This window comes from Parasphingopyxis sp., assembly GCF_052168275.1.
Taxonomy (GTDB): Bacteria; Pseudomonadota; Alphaproteobacteria; order Sphingomonadales; family Sphingomonadaceae; genus Parasphingopyxis.
The window spans coordinates 15,021-30,351 of record NZ_JBQLZM010000033.1; the positions used below are offsets into that span (position 1 = coordinate 15,021).

Annotated in this window: 15 protein-coding genes and 1 pseudogene; 9 read left to right on the plus strand and 7 right to left on the minus strand. The window is 66.4% G+C overall.

Annotated features, from left to right (window positions below; translation table 11 throughout):
- The 5 genes and pseudogenes from ACTS1X_RS02765 to ACTS1X_RS02785 form a co-directional block, all read left to right on the plus strand.
- Nucleotides 1-365, plus strand: a pseudogene (locus ACTS1X_RS02765) (hypothetical protein); the annotation flags it as partial.
- A gap of 94 nt (nt 366-459) precedes the next feature.
- Nucleotides 460-2,235 carry a vWA domain-containing protein gene (locus ACTS1X_RS02770; protein WP_442612858.1) on the plus strand — a complete coding sequence of 592 codons (1,776 nt, stop codon included), beginning with the start codon at nt 460-462 and terminating at the stop codon, nt 2,233-2,235.
- A 99-nt stretch (nt 2,236-2,334) separates the two neighbouring features.
- Nucleotides 2,335-2,844 (plus strand): hypothetical protein, encoded by a 510-nt coding sequence (locus tag ACTS1X_RS02775; RefSeq protein ID WP_442612859.1) that lies wholly within the window; start codon nt 2,335-2,337, stop codon nt 2,842-2,844.
- The gene (locus ACTS1X_RS02780) at nt 2,844-3,977 is read left to right on the plus strand and encodes a DmpA family aminopeptidase (RefSeq protein ID WP_442612860.1); all 1,134 of its coding nucleotides are present in this window, start codon (nt 2,844-2,846) and stop codon (nt 3,975-3,977) included. Before ACTS1X_RS02775 ends, ACTS1X_RS02780 begins: the two co-directional genes overlap by 1 nt.
- Nucleotides 3,978-3,987: 10 nt before the next feature.
- A complete protein-coding gene (locus tag ACTS1X_RS02785; protein WP_442612861.1) occupies nt 3,988-4,581 on the plus strand; it encodes a DNA-3-methyladenine glycosylase I in 594 nt (197 codons plus the stop codon).
- A 77-nt stretch (nt 4,582-4,658) separates the two neighbouring features.
- Here ACTS1X_RS02785 and ACTS1X_RS02790 read toward each other — a convergent pair whose 3' ends face one another.
- The 6 genes from ACTS1X_RS02790 to ACTS1X_RS02815 all read right to left on the minus strand — a co-directional run bounded on the left by ACTS1X_RS02790 (nt 4,659) and on the right by ACTS1X_RS02815 (nt 11,615).
- Nucleotides 4,659-5,072, minus strand: a complete 414-nt coding sequence (locus ACTS1X_RS02790; RefSeq protein WP_442612862.1) for a secondary thiamine-phosphate synthase enzyme YjbQ — start codon at nt 5,070-5,072, stop codon at nt 4,659-4,661.
- A gap of 3 nt (nt 5,073-5,075) precedes the next feature.
- Complete coding sequence (gyrB, locus tag ACTS1X_RS02795) at nt 5,076-7,556, minus strand: DNA topoisomerase (ATP-hydrolyzing) subunit B (RefSeq protein ID WP_442612863.1); 2,481 nt, start codon at nt 7,554-7,556, stop codon at nt 5,076-5,078.
- Nucleotides 7,557-7,815: 259 nt separating this feature from the next.
- Entirely contained in the window at nt 7,816-8,895 is a 1,080-nt protein-coding gene (gene recF, locus ACTS1X_RS02800; protein WP_442612864.1) for a DNA replication/repair protein RecF, read from the minus strand.
- 32 nt (nt 8,896-8,927) lie between these two features.
- Entirely contained in the window at nt 8,928-10,040 is a 1,113-nt protein-coding gene (dnaN, locus tag ACTS1X_RS02805) for a DNA polymerase III subunit beta (protein WP_442612865.1), read from the minus strand.
- 136 nt (nt 10,041-10,176) lie between these two features.
- The gene (locus ACTS1X_RS02810; protein ID WP_442612866.1) at nt 10,177-10,737 is read right to left on the minus strand and encodes an outer membrane protein; all 561 of its coding nucleotides are present in this window, start codon (nt 10,735-10,737) and stop codon (nt 10,177-10,179) included.
- Nucleotides 10,738-10,937: 200 nt separating this feature from the next.
- A complete protein-coding gene (locus ACTS1X_RS02815) occupies nt 10,938-11,615 on the minus strand; it encodes an outer membrane protein (protein WP_442612867.1) in 678 nt (225 codons plus the stop codon).
- Nucleotides 11,616-11,759: 144 nt separating this feature from the next.
- Between ACTS1X_RS02815 and ACTS1X_RS02820 the strand changes: the two genes are divergently transcribed.
- The 4 genes from ACTS1X_RS02820 to rlmN all read left to right on the plus strand — a co-directional run bounded on the left by ACTS1X_RS02820 (nt 11,760) and on the right by rlmN (nt 14,911).
- Entirely contained in the window at nt 11,760-12,392 is a 633-nt protein-coding gene (locus ACTS1X_RS02820; protein WP_442612868.1) for a histidine phosphatase family protein, read from the plus strand.
- Nucleotides 12,389-12,877 carry a hypothetical protein gene (locus ACTS1X_RS02825; protein ID WP_442612869.1) on the plus strand — a complete coding sequence of 163 codons (489 nt, stop codon included), beginning with the start codon at nt 12,389-12,391 and terminating at the stop codon, nt 12,875-12,877. Before ACTS1X_RS02820 ends, ACTS1X_RS02825 begins: the two co-directional genes overlap by 4 nt.
- A gap of 93 nt (nt 12,878-12,970) precedes the next feature.
- Nucleotides 12,971-13,612, plus strand: a complete 642-nt coding sequence (locus tag ACTS1X_RS02830; RefSeq protein ID WP_442612870.1) for a hypothetical protein — start codon at nt 12,971-12,973, stop codon at nt 13,610-13,612.
- Nucleotides 13,613-13,705: 93 nt separating this feature from the next.
- Nucleotides 13,706-14,911: a 23S rRNA (adenine(2503)-C(2))-methyltransferase RlmN gene (rlmN, locus tag ACTS1X_RS02835; RefSeq protein WP_442612871.1), complete on the plus strand. Its 1,206-nt coding sequence runs from the start codon at nt 13,706-13,708 to the stop codon at nt 14,909-14,911.
- Here the strand turns inward: rlmN and ACTS1X_RS02840 are convergent.
- Nucleotides 14,908-15,300: a RidA family protein gene (locus tag ACTS1X_RS02840; protein ID WP_442612872.1), complete on the minus strand. Its 393-nt coding sequence runs from the start codon at nt 15,298-15,300 to the stop codon at nt 14,908-14,910. The genes rlmN and ACTS1X_RS02840 overlap by 4 nt on opposite strands.
- Nucleotides 15,301-15,331 lie beyond the last annotated feature (31 nt).

The window sequence follows — 15,331 nt, forward strand, 5'->3', positions numbered from 1 at the left end:
CCGAGATCGAACCGGAATCGGCGGACGAGCCGGCGACGATATCCGAACCTCGGCCGGCGCCCATGCCCGAACCCGCGCCGATGCCGTCGCCCTTCATGGCGGCGCCCGATGGCGAGCCCGACAAACTCACGCTGATCAAGGGCGTCGGCCCCAAGCTCGCCGACATGCTCCACGCGCTCGGGGTCTATCATTTCACCCAGATCGCCGACTGGACCGCGGAACAGATCGCGGAGGTCGATTCGCATCTCGGCAGCTTCAAGGGCCGGATCGAGCGCGACCGCTGGGTCGATCAGGCACGGTTGCTGGCCGCCCGCAACGTCGCCGCCTTCGAGCGGGAGTTCGGGAAGATGAACGGGGCGCTATAGCCCGTCCCACCACCTGAGATACTGCATTAAGCCGCGGTTCAGGCGTCGATGTGATACTGTTACATCGGGTCGGCAGCTGAGGGGAGAGATCCAGATGCGGTATATCGCTTTCGCGCCCATGGCGGCGCTCGTCCTGACCGGACTCGTCTATTCGGCGCAACCGAGCGAGGCCTCGCAGCGGCCGATGACGCCGGCGACGGCGGATGAAATCTGCGCGCCGTTCCTCGCCGGGGAAGACGATGATTTCGAGCGGCGGCGCTACCGGACCTCCGGCGTCCAAAGCGCGCCGGTCAGCATCGCTCCGCCCGCGCCGCCCCCGCCGCCGCGCGCGACCGCGGAATCGGCTGCGGATCAGGCCGTGGTGGTGACCGGGACCATGCGACAGGGCGCTTCGCGCGCGGCACCGCCGATGCCCTATCCGCGGCCCCAGCCGCAAAACCGCGAACGCTATGACGGCGAGGCCGTCGCCGCGATCATGGCAGTCGCGGACGAGCCGGTCTCGACCTTCGCTGTCGATGTCGACACGGGCAGCTACGCCAATGTCCGGCGCTTCCTGAACCAGGGGCAGGTGCCGCCGCAGGCCGCCGTGCGCACCGAGGAAATGGTCAATTATTTCCGCTACGATTACGAACAGCCTCGCGACCGGACGCGCCCCTTCTCGATCACGACCGACATGGCGACGACGCCGTGGAACGAAAATACGCGGCTGCTGCGCATCGGCCTGCGCGGCTACGATATCGAGCGCAGCGAGCGGCCGGCGGCCAATCTCGTCTTCCTCGTCGACGTCTCGGGATCGATGCACAGCCGCGACAAGCTGCCGCTCGTCCAATGCTCGATGGCGATGATGGCCGAGCAGCTCAATCCGCGCGATCGCGTCTCTATCGTCACCTATGCCGGATCGACCAAGACCATCCTCACCGGATCGAACGATCGCGACGAGATCGTCGCCGCGCTGGGCCGCCTCCGCTCGGGCGGCTCGACCGCCGGCGCGGCGGGCATCAGCCTTGCCTATGACGCGGCCCGCGCGAACCTGATCGAGGACGGGATCAACCGCATCATCCTCGCCACCGACGGCGATTTCAACGTCGGCACGACCAATCGCGACCAGCTGATCGAGATGGTCGAGCGCGAGCGCGAAGCCGGCATCTCGCTGACCACGCTCGGCTTTGGCACGGGCAATTACAACGAGGCGATGATGGAGCAGATCGCCAATCACGGGAACGGCAACTACGCCTATATCGACAGCGCGATGGAGGCGCATCGCGCGCTCGTCCAGGAATTGAGCTCGACGCTCTTCACCATCGCCGCGGACGTGAAAATCCAGATCGAGTTCAACCCGCTGCACGTGCGGGAATATCGCCTGATCGGCTATGAGAACCGCCTGCTCGCCGAGGAGGATTTCGACAATGATACGGTGGATGCCGGCGAGATCGGCGCCGGGCACCAGGTGACGGCGCTGTACGAGATCGTGCCGACCGGATCGCGCGGCTGGCTGCCCGAACGCCGCTATGCCGCCAATCGCCCAGAGGCGCGCGGCGGCCAAGGCGCCGAACTCGCCCATCTGCGCCTGCGCTACAAGCTGCCCGGCGAGGACGAATCGCGGCTGATCGAGCAGGCGATCGGGCGCAGCGCGATGGTCAACGCCCGGGCGCCGCGCGGCGATATGGCGTTCGTCACCGCGGTCGCGGCCTTCGGGCAGCGGCTGCGCGGCGACACCTATCTCGGCGATTTCGACTTTGCCGATATCCGCCGCCTCGCCCGTGCGAGCGGCCGGACCGGCGATTACTGGCGCGGCGAGTTCGTCACGCTGACCGAGCTTGCCGAGGCGCGCACCGCGCCCGGCGGGAGCGGCGAGGGCGGCAAGCGCTAACGCTACCGCTCCGGCTCCGACAGGACGGCCCGTGCAGCCTTGCATGGGCCGTCCACCCCCGGCATAGGCCTGCCCCGAACCCTGTGATTCGGAGACCCCATGTCTGATACCCTGCTTATCGTTTTCGTCGCGATCGTGGTCCTTATCGTTCTGGTCGTGCTGGTCCGGACGCGGGGTTCGAAGGACGGGCCCGCCGAAACCGGCGGGGCCGATCATCACGGCGTGTCCGACAGCCTCGCCGCCGCGGTCGAAGACGTCGTCGGCGAGTTTACCGGGGTCGAGGCCAATCCCGATCATCCCGGCGACAGCGATGTCGGCCGCCCCTCGCATGACGGCAGCGGCGGCGGCGCGAGCACGGCGCGCGGCGGGGCCGGCGACACGCTGACCCAGATCAAGGGGCTGGGCCCCAAGGCCGAGGCGAAGCTCAAGGGCTTCGGCGTCGCGCGCTTCGAACAGATCGCCTCCTGGACGCCGGCCGATATCGCAACGATCGACGCCAAGCTCGGACTCGGCCAGCGGATCGAACGCGACCGCTGGGTCGAGCAGGCCGGGCTGCTGGCGCGCGGCGAGATCGCAGCGTTCGAGGACAAGTTCGGCAAGCTCGGCTGATGCGCGGCCTGATCCTGGCGCTGTGTTTCGGAGCGGTCGCCGCTCCCGCCGCGGGCCAGGATATCGAGCGCCCGCGCGCCCGCGACGCCGGCATCGAGATCGGCGTCCTCGCGCCCGGTCCGCTCAACGCGATCACCGATGTCGCCGGCGTTTCGGTCGGCCATGTCACGCTGGTCGAAGGCGACGCGATCCGCACCGGCGTCACCGCCGTCCTGCCGCATGGCGGCAATCCCTATCGGGACAAGGTGCCGGCGGGCTTCGCGGTGGGCAACGGCTTCGGCAAGTTCGCGGGTTCGACCCAGATCGCGGAACTCGGCGAGATCGAGACGCCGATCCTGCTGACCAACACGCTCTCGGTGCCCGAGGCGATGGCCGGCGCGATCGGCTGGACCCTGCGCCAGCCGGGCAACGAGGACGTCCGCTCGGTCAACGCCGTGGTCGGCGAGACCAATGACGGCTTTCTCAACGATATCCGCGTGCGCCGGGTGACGCCGGACCATGCGATAGCCGCCATCGAGGCGGCGCGGGGCGGCGCCGTCGCGGAAGGGTCGGTCGGCGCGGGGACCGGCACGATCGCCTTCGGCTGGAAGGGCGGCATCGGCACGAGCTCGCGGCGGCTGCCCGCCTCCTGGGGCGGCTATACGGTCGGCGTGCTCGTCCAGACCAATTATGGCGGCATTCTCGCCGTCGACGGCGTGCCGGCCGGCGAGGCGCTGGGCCAGTACATGTTCGCCGAGGAGCTGGCCGACAGGTCGGGCGACGGATCGGTGATCGTCGTCGTCGCGACCGATGCGCCGCTTTCGGACCGCAACCTCACCCGCCTCGCCCGCCGCGCCTTTCTCGGCATCGGCCGCACCGGATCGCCGATGACCAACGGCTCGGGCGACTATGCGATCGCCTTTTCGACGGCCGACAGCGTGCGCCGCTCGCCCGAGCGCCGCGCATCGCCGGCGGCGATCGAGGACATGCCCAACGCCCGGATGACGCCGCTGTTCCAGGCCGTTGTCGAGGCGACGGAAGAGGCCGTTCTCAACTCGCTGTTCGCCGCCGATGCGATGGACGGCCATCGAGGCCGGATCGAGGCGCTGCCCGTCGACCGCGTGACCGAACTGGTCGCCGCGGCGCGGCGCTAGGGGCCCGCCGATGGACCTGGTCGAGGGGAGTGACGGCAAGATGCGCTGTTTCGGCGGGCAGCCGGGCAAGGAATTCTACGGCGAATATCACGACGCGGAATGGGGCGTGCCCGTGCATGACGACCGGACGCTGTTCGAGTTCCTGATCCTCGAAGGCGCGCAGGCGGGGCTCAGCTGGGAGACTATCTTGCGCAAGCGCGACGGCTATCGCGCGGCCTTTCACGATTTCGACGTCGAGCGCGTCGCGGCGATGACCGATGCCGAGCTGGAGGCGCTGCGCGAGGATGCCGGCATCGTCCGCAACCGTCTGAAGATCGCGAGCGCCCGCAGGAACGCCCGCGCCTTTATCGCGATGCAGGAGGAGTTCGGCTCCTTCGCCGCCTGGCTGTGGGACCATGTCGATGGCACGCCGATCGTCAACCACCCCGGGAGCTTCGCCGACGTCCCGGCCTCGACCCCGCTCTCCGACACGATTTCCAAGGCGCTCAAGAAGCGCGGCATGAGTTTTGTCGGCTCGACGATCGTCTATGCCTATCTGCAAGCCGTCGGCGTGGTGAACGATCATGTGAAGGGGTGCTGGAAATACCCGTCATGCCGGACTTGATCCGGCATCCATGACCATGAGCGCCTCGCCAACTGCTCTGGACCCCGGATCAAGTCCGGGGTGACGGAAAATGACGGCTACTCCCCCGCCAGATGCAATACGATCTCGCGCCGGTGCGGGCGGCGGCGGTGTTCGAACAGGTAGATGCCCTGCCAGGTTCCGAGTGCCAACCGTCCGTCTATCACCGGGATCGCGAGATGCGTCTGGGTCAGCGCGGCCTTGAGATGGGCGGGCATGTCGTCGGGACCTTCGCTGTCATGCGCGTAATGCGGGCCCTCCGGCGCCAGCTTTTCGAAAAAGGCGATCAGATCGTCCTGCACCTCGGGCGCGGCATTCTCCTGGATCAGCAGCGAGGCCGATGTGTGGCGGATGAAGAGGGTGAGCAGGCCGGTTGTTACGCCGCTCTCCGCGACCCATGAGCCCGCCTCGCGCGTGACCTCGACCAGCGATCGGCCGGGCGTGTCGATCGCGAGGACGGTGGTGCGGTGCACCGATCAGACGTCGAGATTGGCGACGTTCAGCGCATTGTCCTGGATGAACTCGCGCCGCGGTTCGACGACATCGCCCATCAGCTGGGTGAAGATCTCGTCCGCCAGGTCGGCTTGGCCGATCTCGACCTGGAGCAGCGAGCGGTTGTCGGGATCGAGCGTCGTTTCCCAGAGCTGGTCGGCATTCATCTCGCCCAACCCCTTGTAGCGCTGGATCGAGAGGCCCTTGCGGCCCGCGTCGAGGATCGCGGCGAGCAGTTCGGACGGGCGGGTGATCGGCGTCCGGCCCTTGACCGGGGCGGCATCGTCCGCGTCATCGGCCGCCGCTTCGGCCGCCTTCATGCCGACCAGATGGCCGACCAGCGCGTAATTCTCCGCCTGCTCGGCGGCCACCTGCTGGAGCTTGCGGGCCTCGGCCGAGCGCACGAACGCCGCATCGATCAGATGGACGTCGGTGACGCCGCGCCAGCGCCGGTGCAGCTCGAAACTGCCATCGGCGTTGATCTGTCCCGTCCATTGCGCCTCGGGATCGTGGCCGCTCAGCCATTGGGCGACGAGCTCGACCGCCGCCACGCGCTGGTCCTCGGTCAGCGCCTCGTCGAGCGCGCCCATCAATGCGAACGCCTCGACGATCGCCGGATCGTAGCGCTTGGGCACATAGTTCATCAGCGAGCGCATCCGCCGCGCATGATCGATCAGGATGCGCAGATCCTGGCCCGAGCGCGTCGCGCCGTCGCCGGTCTCGAGCAGCATCGTATCGAGGCCCGCGTCGATCAGATAGGCGTCGAGCGCCGCATCGTCCTTCAGATAGACTTCGGACCGGCCCTTGGCGACCTTGTAGAGCGGCGGCTGGGCGATATAGAGATGGCCACGTTCGACGATCTCGGGCATCTGCCGGTAGAAGAAGGTGAGCAGCAGCGTGCGGATATGCGCGCCGTCGACATCGGCGTCGGTCATGATCACGACCTTATGGTAGCGCAGCTTCTCGATATCGAAATCGTCGCGGCCGATGCCCGTGCCCATCGCCTGGATCAAGGTGCCCACCTCTTTCGACGAGAGCATCCGGTCGAAGCGCGCGCGCTCGACGTTGAGGATCTTGCCCTTCAAAGGGAGGATCGCCTGGTAATGGCGATCGCGGCCCTGCTTGGCGGAGCCGCCGGCGCTGTCGCCCTCGACCAGGAAGAGCTCGGATTTCGCCGGATCGCGCTCCTGGCAGTCGGCGAGCTTGCCGGGCAGCGAGGCGATATCCATCGCGCCCTTGCGGCGGGTCAGTTCGCGCGCCTTTTTGGCGGCTTCGCGGGCGGCGGCGGCATCGATCACCTTCTGGATCACGGCCGCGGCATAGGGCGGGTTTTCCTCGAGCCATTCCGCCAGCTTGTCGGCGATCAGGCTCTCGAGCGGCTGGCGCACCTCACTGCTGACCAGCTTGTCCTTGGTCTGCGAGCTGAACTTGGGATCGGGCAGCTTGACCGAGACGATGGCGGTCAGGCCTTCGCGCATATCGTCGCCGGTGAGCTTCACCTTTTCCTTTTTCAGCGCGCCCGACTTTTCCGCATAATTGTTGAGCGTCCGCGTCAGCGCCGAGCGGAAGGCGGCGAGATGGGTGCCGCCGTCGCGCTGCGGAATGTTGTTGGTGAAGCAAAGGACATTCTCGTGATAGCTGTCATTCCATTCGAGCGCGACATCGATGCCGATATCGTCGCGATCGCCGGTGATCGCGATCGGCTCGCCGATCAACGCCTGTTTGTGCCGGTCGAGATACTGGACGAAGGCCGACGTGCCGCCCTCGTAATAGAGTTCGACTTCCTCGCGGTCGGCATGGCGATCGTCGGCGATGAAGAGGCGCACGCCGGAATTGAGGAAAGCGAGCTCGCGATAGCGATGCTCGAGCTTCTCGAAATCGAATTCGGTGATCTTGAAGGTCTCGGCGGACGGCATGAAGGTCACCTGCGTGCCCTTCTTTCCCTCCGCATCGCCGACGATCTCGAGCGGTTTTTCCGCGACACCGTCGCGGAAGCGCATCCAGTGCTCCTTGCCGTCGCGCCAGACGCGCAGCTCGAGCCAGTCCGACAGCGCATTGACGACGCTGACGCCGACCCCGTGCAGGCCGCCCGAAACCTTGTAGGCATTGTCGTCGGACGTGTTCTCGAACTTGCCGCCGGCATGGAGCTGGGTCATGATGACCTCGGCCGCCGATACCCCTTCTTCCTTGTGGATATCGACCGGAATCCCGCGGCCATTGTCCTCGACCGTGACCGAGCCGTCGGCGTTGAGCTGGATCAGGATCCGGTCGCAATGACCGGCCAGCGCCTCGTCAATCGCGTTGTCCGAAACCTCGAACACCATGTGATGCAGGCCCGACCCGTCATCGGTGTCGCCGATATACATTCCGGGCCGCTTGCGCACCGCGTCGAGGCCCTTGAGGACCTTGATGGAATCGGCGCCATAATCGCCCTTTTGCGGCGTTTTTTCGGGTCGGTCGGTCATCTCGCATATATAGGTCTTTTCGCCGCAGAACCCAAGCGAATCGCCGGGAATGATGGGGATTGGACAGCAGGTTTAAGCTGTTGATTATTTTGTAAAAAAAAGGCCTGCTCGCAAGATAGTTGCGCGCAGCATGGGCGCCGCACCCGCCGGCCTTCCCGATTCACCGGAATATGCGCCCGCAATCCCGCCCGGGAAGCGGAGTCGTTTCCGGCAGACGACAACCCTTTCCTGTATTCAGGGCGTTTCCGCGCCGTCCGGTTCAGGCCGGCCGAACCGCTCCGTCGCGCACCGCGTATCGGCTGGCATCGCCGCCGATGCCGCCGAACAATGCGGGTTCGGTACCGGTCATCCAGACCTGCCCGCCGCCCTCCGCGAGCCGTTCGAACAGCGCGGCGCGGCGCAGCGGGTCGAGATGCGCGGCAACCTCGTCGAGGAGGATCAGCGGCCGCCGTCCGGCGCGCGCCGCCACCAGGTCGGCATGGGCGAGGACGATCGCGAGCAGCAGCGCCTTCTGCTCGCCCGTGGAGCAGCGATCGGCCGGCTGCCCCTTGCCCAGATGGGTGACCGCCAGATCGCTTCTGTGCGGGCCCGCAAGCGATCGCCCGGCGGCGCGGTCGCGGTCCCGCCCCGCCGCCAGCGCCGCGCCGAAATCCTCGGCCGGCTGCCAGCCTTCGAGCGCCAAACGGGCCTTTGCGAAGGGCCCCTCGGGCTGATCGTCCAGCTGCCCGTTCAGCGCATCGAGGGTCCGGACGCGCGCATCGGCCAGCGCGTCGCCATGCTCGGCCATCTGCGCCTCGAGCGCCGCGCACCATTCCACGTCCAGCGCCGCCTCGTCGGCGAGCAGCCGGTTGCGCGCCCGCATTGCCGCCTCGTAGCGCGAGGCATGGTGCGCGTGGCCCGGTGCGAGCGCGAGTACGAGCCGGTCGAGAAAGGCGCGGCGGCCGCTCGGCGCGTCGGTGAAGAGCCGGTCCATCGCCGGGGTCAGCCACAGGATCGACAGCCACTCGGTCAGGGCGGTCGCGGACGCCGTCGCGCCGTTGATCCGCACCCGGCGGCGATCGGGCGCCGCCGGCAGCGTCCCGGTGCCGAGATCGACATCGCCGCCCGGCGCATCGAGCACGGCGGCGACGGAAAAGCCGCCCGGCCCGTCGGCCCGGGCCATTTCCGACAGCTTCGCGCGCCGCAGGCCCCGGCCAGGCGCCAGCAGCGACACCGCTTCAAGGACGTTGGTCTTGCCCGCGCCATTGTCGCCGGTCAGCACGACGAACCCGGGGCCGGGCTCGATCAGGGCGCTTTCATAGGATCGGAAATCGGTCAGGGAGAGGCGGCGAATGCTCATCGGCCGCCTCTATGGGGCATCCGGCTCCCGGCTCAAACCCGCATCGGCATCAGCACATAGAGCGCGTTCGCCTTGTCGTTCTCGCGGATCAGCGTCGGCGCGGCGGCGTCGGCGAGATGCACCTCGATCGCATCGCCCTGCACCTGGCCGAGAATGTCGAGCAGATAGCGCGCGTTGAAGCCGATCTCGAACCCGTCCGAACCATATTGGCCGGCGACTTCTTCCGAGGCCGTGCCGTTTTCTGGCGAAGTGACCGAAAGCGTGATCTTGTCCGTATCGAGCGCCATCTTCACCGCGCGCGTCTTTTCGGTCGCGATCGTCGCGACGCGGTCGACGCCCTCCTCGAAGCTGCGCGGATCGATCTTGAGGAGCTTGTCGTTGCCCGTCGGGATGACGCGGTTGTAATCGGGGAAGGTGCCGTCGATCAGTTTCGACGTCATCACCGCCGTACCGAGACCGAAGCGGATCTTGCCGTCGGACAAGGCGACCTCGACCGTGCCGTCGAGCTCGTCGAGCATCTTGCGGAGTTCGCCGACGCATTTGCGGGGCACGATCACGTCGGGCATCCCTTCGGCGCCGTCGGGGCGCGGCATCGTGTAGCGCGCGAGCCGGTGGCCGTCGGTCGCCGCGGCCTTGAGGACCGGCTGATCCTCGTCGGTGACGTGCAGGAAGATGCCGTTGAGATAATAGCGGGTTTCCTCGGTCGAGATCGCGAAGCGCGTCTTGTCGATGATCTCGCGCAGCGATGCGGCCGGCAGTTCGAACCTGGTCGGCAGGTCGCCCTCGGCAATAACCGGGAAATCGTCGCGCGGCAGGGTGGAAAGATTGAAGCGCGCGCGCCCCGCATTGACCGCCATCTTGCCCTCGGCCGCCTCGAGCGCGACCTGACTGCCCTCGGGCAGCTTGCGGGCGATATCAAACAGCGTGTGCGCGGAGACCGTGGTCGCGCCGGCCTGCTCGACCTGCGCCTCGACGGTCTCGACGATCTGGAGATCGAGATCGGTCGCCATCAGCTTCAGCCCGCCGCTCTCGACGGCTTGGATCAGCACGTTGGACAGGATCGGAATGGTGTTGCGGCGTTCGACCACCGATTGCACATGGCCCAGGCTCTTCAAAAGCACTGCCCGTTCAATCGTCGCTTTCATCATCATCCCCTGCGCGCGGCATAGTCGTTATTTGGGAAAAGGGTCCTGCCCTGTATCGCCGAATATGGCAAGGAAAAGGGGGCGGAAAGCAAGTCCCCGACCCCCGTTTTCGCGACTTTCCTGTGGATAGTGAGGCTTAGAAGCGGATGCCCAGCCCGCCGATGAGCTGACCGCGTTCGAAATCCTCTTCGAGCGCGGTTCCGCGCAGCTCGGCCCGGGCGAATGCGTTGTCGCTGATCGCGAGTTCGAGGCCGAGCGTCGCGCGCACGCCGTCGAAATTCGACGCGATGCGCGTCTCGGCCCCGGTCGGATCGGTCGTCACGATCCGGAGGCGCGTGTTGGTGTAGCCGAGACCGCCATAGAGGAGCAGGTTGTCGGCTATCACATGGCCGACCCGGCCGCCGACATAGAATTCGCGGCCGACCTGGGCGCAGACCTCGTCGCCGGCGGCGATTACCGAGGTCGCGCATTCTTCGGTCGAACTGTCGGTTATTTCGCCGGTCGCCCCGAACACCCAGTTGCCCGAGCGAATATCATAGCCTGCGGCAGCGCCGTAGACCGCGCCCTCGTCATCCTCGAACTCGTCGAGGCCGCCCAGCGCTTCCAGGCGGAACCCGGAAAAATCGTTGGCCGACTGGGCGGCGGCGGGGGACGCGACCAGCCCGGCGGCTAGCCCTGCGATAGTGATTTTGTGCATGGAATACTCCCGTTTACAGCGATCTGGGATGCAGATCGCCTTCGCGGTAGTTTTCGCGAGATGAACCAACGGCAAACCCGTCGCTCATCATTCGTTCATATCGGTGCGACACGCACCATGATCGGAGGAAGCATGGACGTGAAAGAGGAGCCGGCGGATACCGCCGGCCCCTCCTTGCAACTGTTCGACGGCTTTGCGCGCTAGAAGCGGATGCCGACGCCGGCCAGCACCTGGTGCCGGTCGGTGTTCACGTCGAAATCGTCGAAATTGATATTGGTGTCGGCGACATCGACTTCGAGATCGCTATAGTTGGAATAGCGATATTCGACCTTGCCGTAGACGTTGCGGCCGAGCAGATATTCGATGCCCGCGCCGACCCGGAACCCGTCGAGCGTGGCATCGAAATCCTGCGCGAAACCGGCACCGTCATCGGCATCGAGGCCGAAACGGGCATTGGTGTATCCGCCCTTGGCGTAGAGCAGCGCCTGGGGGCTTACCGGGACACCGACGCGCGCGCCGACATAGAAATCGCGCTCGGCCTCGAACGACGCGCTGCTGCCGGCGCCGAACGCGCCGTCGTCGGTTTCGCCGGCGGTGGAATCGGTCCACTCGCCCTCGATGCCGAGCACCGCGCCGCCGACCGCGAAATCATAGCCGACGCCGATGCCGTAGAGGAAACCGTCCAGCCCCTCGCCGCTTCCGTCGTCGAAACGATCCTGGGTGCCCGGCGAGAAATCGCCGTCATTGTCGGCGTTGGTGCTGTCATAGCCGCCCAGCGCTTCCAGCCGGAAACCGGTAAAGGCCTCGCTATCGGACTGGGCCATGGCCGGTGCCGAGACGCCGGCCGCAAGCGCGGCGCCGAGAATAATCATACGCATGAACACATACTCCTACAGATTTACACGCCCCCAAAAACGGGGGGACGCATGCTAAGCTAGTGACGGCGCGAAAAGTTGCATGAACCTCAGATAAACGGCGGTTTTCTGTTGCTTTCAGGCAACGGATTGGCGATCAGCCGTGCGGTGAACAGGCCCGGCCGCCTCTTTATCGCCCGCCACGGCGAAACCGTTTTCAACGCCGCCGCGCGATTGCAGGGCGATCATGCCCATACGCCGCTGACGCGCAGCGGCTTCGAACAGGCGGACGCGATGGGCGCGGCGCTGCGCGAACGGTTGGGACCGCAACCCGATCTCGCGCTATGGTCGTCGAGCGCCGGCCGCGCCCTGCAGACGCTGGCGATCATCGCCGAGCATCTCGGGCTGGACTGGCACGGGGCCCGGCATGACGACCGGCTGGTCGAGATCGGCATGGGCGGCTGGGGCGGCCGTTACTATGCCGATGTGATCGCCGAGCACGGGCCGGTGGTCGACGCCGAAAGCCGGTTGCTCAAACCCGCGCCCGACGGCGAGAGCTATGCGCAAATCGCGGAACGCGTAATCCATTGGTTCGACGAACATGGCCGGGCGCCCGGCGACAAGCTCGTGATCATGCACGGCATTTCGAGCCGGGTGCTCCGGGGCGTGCTGCTCGGGTTCGATCCGCTGCCGGACTATGGCGCGCCGGTTGCGCCGGGATTGCCGCAGGGATCGGTCGTGATGATCGAGGATGGCGTCGAAACGCTCGTCGTCGAGGGTACGGGCGGGGAGCGCGCATGATCGGACGCATTCTCGCAGCCCTGATGATCGCGTCGTTGCTGCCCGCCATCGGCCATGCGCGGGATTCGCTGGGGGTGTACGGCAATTGGGGCGCGTTCCGCGATGCCGAGGTTCCGCGCTGCTATGCGATCGCGCGGCCGGACCGGAGACGCGCGGGCGATTGGGAGGCTTTCGCCTCGATCGGTACCTGGCCCGATCGGGACCGGCGGGGCCAGGTCCATTTCCGCCTGCGCCGCGACATGCGGGAGGATAGCACGCCGATACTGACGATCGGTTCGCGGCGGTTCGAACTGGTCGGCCGCGGCCCGGATGCCTGGGCCGAGTCCGGCCGGGACGACGCGGCCATCGTCGCCGCGATGCGCAGCGGCACGACGATGCGGATCGAGGCCCGGTCGCGACGCGCCGGACGGTTCGTCGACACTTACAGCCTGCGCGGCGCGGCGAGCGCGATCGATGCGGCGGCGCTGGGTTGCGCCGACGGATAGTCGAGCGTTGCGAGGGCTTTACGACGCAGGTCGGTCGTGCAAAACTTTTCCAGCGGATATGGTGAAACTCCGGATCTAGGGGAGGGGACAAGCGTGAAAATCATCGCGGGGATCATGGTCGTGTGCGGCCTCGGCATCGCTTCATGCGGCAGCGCTTCAGGCGACGCCGCAGCACAGGAGCCTGACGGCCCGGCGACGGAAGCTGCAGCGGAAACGGCGTCGGCAAGCGAGGCCGCACTGCCGGATCTCGGCGATTTCCTGAACTTTGCCGATCCGGCGACCTGTGAATTTTCCGAGAGCTTCACGAGCGCGATGGCGACGGCGTTCGAAATGAATGACGACCCCAATGCGGCACCGATCGCCGGGCCGGGCAGCGTGACCATTCCCGGCATTGCCGAGCCCGTGCCGACGCAGATGGCCCGGCCCTATGCCGATGAAGGGACACCCGAGTATATCGAATATTGGCTGGACTTCGATGGCCGGTGGCTCGGACTGCATGTGGTCGGTTACGAGGATGGGATGCTTGAGGAGAGCTGCTGTGTTTGGGCGAGCGGCATTCGGTTCGACGAACCCGTGGAACGCGTGACCGCGGCGCTGATCGAGGCCGGCTATCCGGTCAATGCGGACGGCAGCGAACGCGAAATTCCAATCGACGATGCCACCCGGACCGTTACCGAAGTGCGCCAGAATGATGGCGTCACCGTGTTCTACTGCAACCAAGTTTTCGAATATTAGTGCGGCGCCGGCCGCGCCTGCCGATCAGCAGCCGTCTGGCAAATCGGGCGCAATGCGCCTACATCGCCCCGCATGAACGCATCGTCCGCCCCCATGAACCGACCCGGGTCGATCGATCCCGTGCCCGTGCCGCGCGACCTGCCGCCGCGGGAGGACGGGCGGATCGATCTGGTCGGGCTGCCGCGCGCGGAAATCCGCGCCGCGCTCGAGGCGGCGGGGCTGGCGCCGAAACAGGCCAAGCTGCGCGCCAAGCAGGTCTGGCACCAGATCTATCATCGCGGGAAGACCGATTTCTCGGCGATGAGCGATATCGCCAAGGCGCTGCAGCCCTGGTTCGACGCGCACTTCGTGATCGGCCGCCCCGAGATCGTCGAGCATCTCGTTTCCGAAGACGGCACCCGCAAATGGCTGCTGCGGACGGTGGACGGGCAGGATTACGAGATGGTCTTCATCCCCGATGCCGATCGCGGAACCCTGTGCATTTCGAGCCAGGTCGGCTGCACGCTCAACTGCCGTTTCTGCCATACCGGCACGATGCGCCTCGTGCGCAACCTGACGCCCGGCGAGATTGTCGGCCAGGTGATGCTCGCGCGCGACACGCTGGAGGAATGGCCGGGTCCGGGCGAATCGAGCAATTACGACCCGCACGGGCGGATGCTCACCAACATCGTGCTGATGGGCATGGGCGAGCCGCTCTACAATTTCGACAATGTCCGCGACGCGATGAAGATCGTGATGGATGCCGAAGGCCTCTCCCTGTCGCGCCGCCGGATCACACTGTCGACCTCGGGCGTCGTCCCGATGATCGAGCGGGCGGGCGAGGAGATCAGCGTCAATCTGGCCGTATCGCTCCACGCGGTGACCAAGGAGGTGCGCGACGAGATCGTGCCCCTGAATCGCAAATACGGAATCGAGGAGCTGCTCCAGGCCTGCGCCGATTATCCGGGCGCGAACAATGCGCGGCGCATCACGTTCGAATATGTGATGCTCAAGGACAAGAATGACAGCGACGCGGACGCGCGCGAACTCGTCCGGCTGATCAAACAGTATAAGCTGCCCGCCAAGGTCAATCTGATCCCGTTCAACCCGTGGCCGGGCGCAGCCTATGAATGCTCGAATCCCGAACGGATCGCGCGCTTTTCCGAAATCATCTTCGACGCCGGGATCAGCGCGCCGGTCCGCACGCCGCGCGGCCGCGACATCATGGCCGCCTGCGGCCAGCTGAAATCGGCGTCCGAGAAGAAAAGCCGCGCCGAACTCGACCGGATCGCCGAAGAGAAGCAGGCCGCGCTGGGCTAGCCGGCGACGGCGATCACATCGATCTCGACCATCAGTTCGGGGAGCGCCAGCGCGCTGACCTCGACGATCGTATCGGCGGGCCATGGCGGCGCGAAATAACGTTTGCGCGCTTCGACCATGGCCGGGAAATTGCCCATATCGGTCAGGTAGATCGTGACCTTGACGATCCGCTCGCGGCTGCTGTCCCCGGCCGCCAGAACCCGGTCGATATTGGCGAAGGTCTGGGCGACCTGCGCCTCGAAATCGCCGGCGCCGACGATCCTCCCCTGTTCGTCGATCGCTGCCTGGCCGGAGAGAAACAGCAGGTCGCCGACCCGCCAGCCCGGCGCGATGGCATAGGGCGCGAGCGGATCGGGCTCGATGGCGATGACTTCGCCTCTGTCGGTCATGCTCGGATTCCTCTTCTATCGTGTCGGCCGG

Bases quoted from the DNA above. Each gene is read 5' to 3' on its own strand.
- ACTS1X_RS02770 (WP_442612858.1), top strand. From the start codon at position 460: ATGCGGTATATCGCTTTCGCGCCCATGGCGGCGCTCGTCCTGACCGGA.
- ACTS1X_RS02775 (WP_442612859.1), top strand. From the start codon at position 2,335: ATGTCTGATACCCTGCTTATCGTTTTCGTCGCGATCGTGGTCCTTATC.
- ACTS1X_RS02780 (WP_442612860.1), top strand. From the start codon at position 2,844: ATGCGCGGCCTGATCCTGGCGCTGTGTTTCGGAGCGGTCGCCGCTCCC.
- ACTS1X_RS02785 (WP_442612861.1), top strand. From the start codon at position 3,988: ATGGACCTGGTCGAGGGGAGTGACGGCAAGATGCGCTGTTTCGGCGGG.
- gyrB (WP_442612863.1), bottom strand. From the start codon at position 7,556: ATGACCGACCGACCCGAAAAAACGCCGCAAAAGGGCGATTATGGCGCC.
- recF (WP_442612864.1), bottom strand. From the start codon at position 8,895: ATGAGCATTCGCCGCCTCTCCCTGACCGATTTCCGATCCTATGAAAGC.
- dnaN (WP_442612865.1), bottom strand. From the start codon at position 10,040: ATGAAAGCGACGATTGAACGGGCAGTGCTTTTGAAGAGCCTGGGCCAT.
- ACTS1X_RS02810 (WP_442612866.1), bottom strand. From the start codon at position 10,737: ATGCACAAAATCACTATCGCAGGGCTAGCCGCCGGGCTGGTCGCGTCC.
- ACTS1X_RS02815 (WP_442612867.1), bottom strand. From the start codon at position 11,615: ATGCGTATGATTATTCTCGGCGCCGCGCTTGCGGCCGGCGTCTCGGCA.
- ACTS1X_RS02825 (WP_442612869.1), top strand. From the start codon at position 12,389: ATGATCGGACGCATTCTCGCAGCCCTGATGATCGCGTCGTTGCTGCCC.
- rlmN (WP_442612871.1), top strand. From the start codon at position 13,706: ATGAACCGACCCGGGTCGATCGATCCCGTGCCCGTGCCGCGCGACCTG.
- ACTS1X_RS02840 (WP_442612872.1), bottom strand. From the start codon at position 15,300: ATGACCGACAGAGGCGAAGTCATCGCCATCGAGCCCGATCCGCTCGCG.